Below are 3,272 nucleotides of genomic sequence, written 5' to 3'. Positions count from 1 at the left end.
TTCGATTTTCTACTTTTAAACTCAATTATTTGCAGGGAGCATTACCGGCTTTTTTTTGTACCAAAAATCAACAAATGCTTAACAAATATTTTCTAAATTTATAAGGGGTAATAGGCAATATATATATCTTAATTAACTATTTACTTGATTATAAAAAATGAAAAATAGTGCTAATTTTCATATATTGCAACAGGTGTATAACTTTGTTGCAGAGCGTCCTGGCTTTAGCTCGAAAAGTGAGCTAGATCTATTATTAGAATTTTTCTCGACCATCCATGGGGATTGTCAAACTGGAATAAGACTTGATTCGCCTTCTAAAATTATAGGTAAATTTGGAAGTCGAGAAATAGTGAATATCAAGTTGGCACCTTCATTAAGGAGTAAAAATGAATTCTTAAAATGGATATATCAACAGCTACATCGATAGTTTTATTTTCTGAATTTCAACTTATTAATATAGGTAAAATCATGATTAGATTTTTGAGTAAATTATTTTGTATTCCTGTATACAATTATGAGTCCAATATATTTTCTGAGGTTGAATATCAGGAAAATGACCAGACCGAATCCGACTGAATTTTATTCAATTTAAGTAAAGCAATACAACACATAAACACCCCCTGTATTAGCCCCTGTCTCTCGATAAAGTTGATGGGCTATTTTGTATGCAAGCATTATTTAAAGTAGAGGATGAATATCCTATTTATTTGTTTCGAAATGTCCTCCTTGCTTTGAAGGGTATGAAAGTAAGAAATTTGCAGGATCAAGGCTCGGTTTTATAGACGCTGAATAGAACGAACAAATCAAATATTGAGTTTAAAAGATAAGCATGTATCCTCACTGTATAATAATTAAGCGGTTAAGGTGGCACCGAAAGACGACACACCTGATCGTTTTCTGCATCTTATTTTAAGTTGTTTGTGGAGAGGTAAAATGAACCTATCAGAACAAGTAAAACAGGCATTTTTCGATTACATAGATCAAAACTACGAAATACCAAATTATCTATTAATAAGTCCAGATAGCTATAAAACCTTACTTGAGGAGCATAGTCATTTTATTACGACCATCCCCATGGATACCGGTATTGTGGATATGAGATTTCTTGGCTGTGAAATTGGAGTGGCTGTAAATGATAAGCCTTTATTCGAGTGGAGAAAGGAATAATTTATTTCTATTTGTATAGGTCTTTAATAGTTGATAATTCTCATAATATTTACATCCTGTTTCAATTAATTATTGATCCTGCTCTTATTTATAGGTATAAAAAAAGAACAAATAAAAGCAGGGAATGAGAGCAATGAGTACAATAGAAATATTTGTAACTTCATCTTCGACTTTAATGCTTATGCTTGTTATATATGGTCTGGGACAAATGGCCAACTAACCTCAAGATTTGATAAAACCACCTTCGGGTGGTTTTTTGATGTACAAAATTTTTATTAAATTATTTGTAGATCTTGTCTGAAATAAAATGCAGGACTGGACAAGGTAGATGAGGTTGCGTTTTTCTTGTTTTTGAGGTGTAGGCCAAGGTGAGTTCGTAGATGAAGTTGATTTCAACTTGTATAGTAACGTGTAGATATTAATTATAGTTAAGGCACTAAATTTTTGAAATTTAGAATCTTTTGTTATGTGAAATACTCTATATAAAGTAAGGTTAAATATGATAACTACTCTAGTAGCGTTTAATTTACTCAGTATAGGCATTTAATTTCAAGATGTACCTTGTTAAGTCTTTTGCGCTAATAAGGTAGAGAAACGCTGCTTAATACGATTTCCGTTTTCATCAGTATGATGAAGTTCTCCGATCTCTTCATTGTATTTTATAATCGTCCATTCTCTATAATAAGCACTTAACTCACCCGGTTTAAATGTAAATGGAAAATCAGGCTGGGCAGGATAATCTTTGGTATCCATTGCACAGACGATCAGATTAAGTCCGTGTGGTTTGGTTGCATTTTGCATCTGCGGAATAAGTTTCGGTATGGTTTTTGATTTCAGAAACATCATCACTACAGTACAGCAGATGAAATCATATTGGTCATTAATGGTAGTATCCTGATTCAAATCACGAATCTGCGGATGAATATTGATGATTTGTTCAGACTGAATAATTTCATTTAATTTATGGATACTATCTTTATTAAGATCCCACGCATTGACAGAAAAACCATGCTGACTTAAGAAGAGTGAATTTCGTCCTGAACCACAGCCGACATCCAGTGCTTTCCCGCCATGCAGGTAAGGGATTGCCGCTAAAATTTCTGAATGAGTGGGTATTATCTGATACTTTTTTGAAAAGTATTCTTCAGGCTTACAGTAAAAACTGAGCTGACATTCAATATTTTGACTGGCGGAAACAATCTTGTGCCATGCTTGTGGTTCAATGAAAGGCGGTTGATGGGTTATAGAAAAAACATGTTCAGACTGTATTTCCCCCTCTTTACTCAACATTGCAAAATTTAATTCACCTTTTAATATCGTCAGTTTTGCCCATGTCCCCGCTTTCGTATTGTGAGGTTTTTGAAAAGCTTGAGGGATGGAATCATGCCCCCAAACGGGGAGTTGTTTGTAGCAAATAAGTTCTTGCATAGAATCCTCTCGTATTTATATGACCTGTTAATACTTGCTAACTTTATGAATGATTGTTAGAGATAAGAAAGCTCAGTACAGCAAATACTACTTTAACCCGAATCCTGCTTAAGCCAATAATTCCATGACTTGAATGGTTGGCTTGTTTTTGATGACATAATTGGTAAGCACATAAATAAGCATAAATTCCCGCCAAGTATCTTTCAATGCTTCTCACTTTACTCGTCACCAAATGATATTTCCCTTTTAATAAGCTGAATAAAGTCTCTATTTTATTACGCGGCTTTAAGTGATATTCATCTGCTGTTGAGAGTTGCACAGATTTCATATTCTTTTAGTGATATTTAATTAAATCAGTGCTTTGTGTTTTTAATCCTTCTACCAGCCGTTCAACCATTTTAATATCTGCTGTATGCCCATTCGATAAAGCTGTACTGACAATGTCTCCTGACTGATTCATGATTAAATGTAGCTTGCAGCCAGAACCATCCCATTGAACTTTTGCCGTGGGTTGCAATCGCTGCTATGGATTTATACCGTTGAATGCACTGATTTTTGCATACAGGCAGCTAGTTGAATTCATCCATAAATAATGACTCTGGCAATCTTTCGTCAATGTAAGGTGTAAGGCATGTAGTGCCAATTGATGTGCTCTGATGAGATGAATCATTCGTTGG

At 34.2% G+C, this 3,272-nt stretch carries 2 protein-coding genes and 1 pseudogene; 1 reads left to right on the top strand and 2 read right to left on the bottom strand.

From position 1 onward, the window contains the following. Positions 1-933 precede the first annotated feature (933 nt). Complete coding sequence (locus ACKI4H_RS10805; RefSeq protein ID WP_407305616.1) at positions 934-1,167, top strand: hypothetical protein; 234 nt, start codon at positions 934-936, stop codon at positions 1,165-1,167. Positions 1,168-1,731: 564 nt separating this feature from the next. Here ACKI4H_RS10805 and tehB read toward each other — a convergent pair. Further along, positions 1,732-2,595 (bottom strand): SAM-dependent methyltransferase TehB, encoded by an 864-nt coding sequence (tehB, locus tag ACKI4H_RS10800; RefSeq protein WP_407305614.1) that lies wholly within the window; start codon positions 2,593-2,595, stop codon positions 1,732-1,734. Between the two features lie 108 nt (positions 2,596-2,703). After that, positions 2,704-3,272 (bottom strand): annotated as a pseudogene (locus ACKI4H_RS10795) (transposase); the annotation flags it as partial.

The sequence above is a fragment of the Acinetobacter sp. genome (genome assembly GCF_045628685.1).
In the GTDB taxonomy this organism is placed as follows: Bacteria; Pseudomonadota; Gammaproteobacteria; order Pseudomonadales; family Moraxellaceae; genus Acinetobacter.
The sequence above is the reverse complement of the archived record's forward strand: the minus strand, read 5'-3'. Positions and strand labels throughout refer to the sequence as shown.

Bases quoted from the DNA above. Each gene is read 5' to 3' on its own strand.
- tehB (WP_407305614.1), bottom strand. From the start codon at position 2,595: ATGCAAGAACTTATTTGCTACAAACAACTCCCCGTTTGGGGGCATGAT.
- ACKI4H_RS10805 (WP_407305616.1), top strand. From the start codon at position 934: ATGAACCTATCAGAACAAGTAAAACAGGCATTTTTCGATTACATAGAT.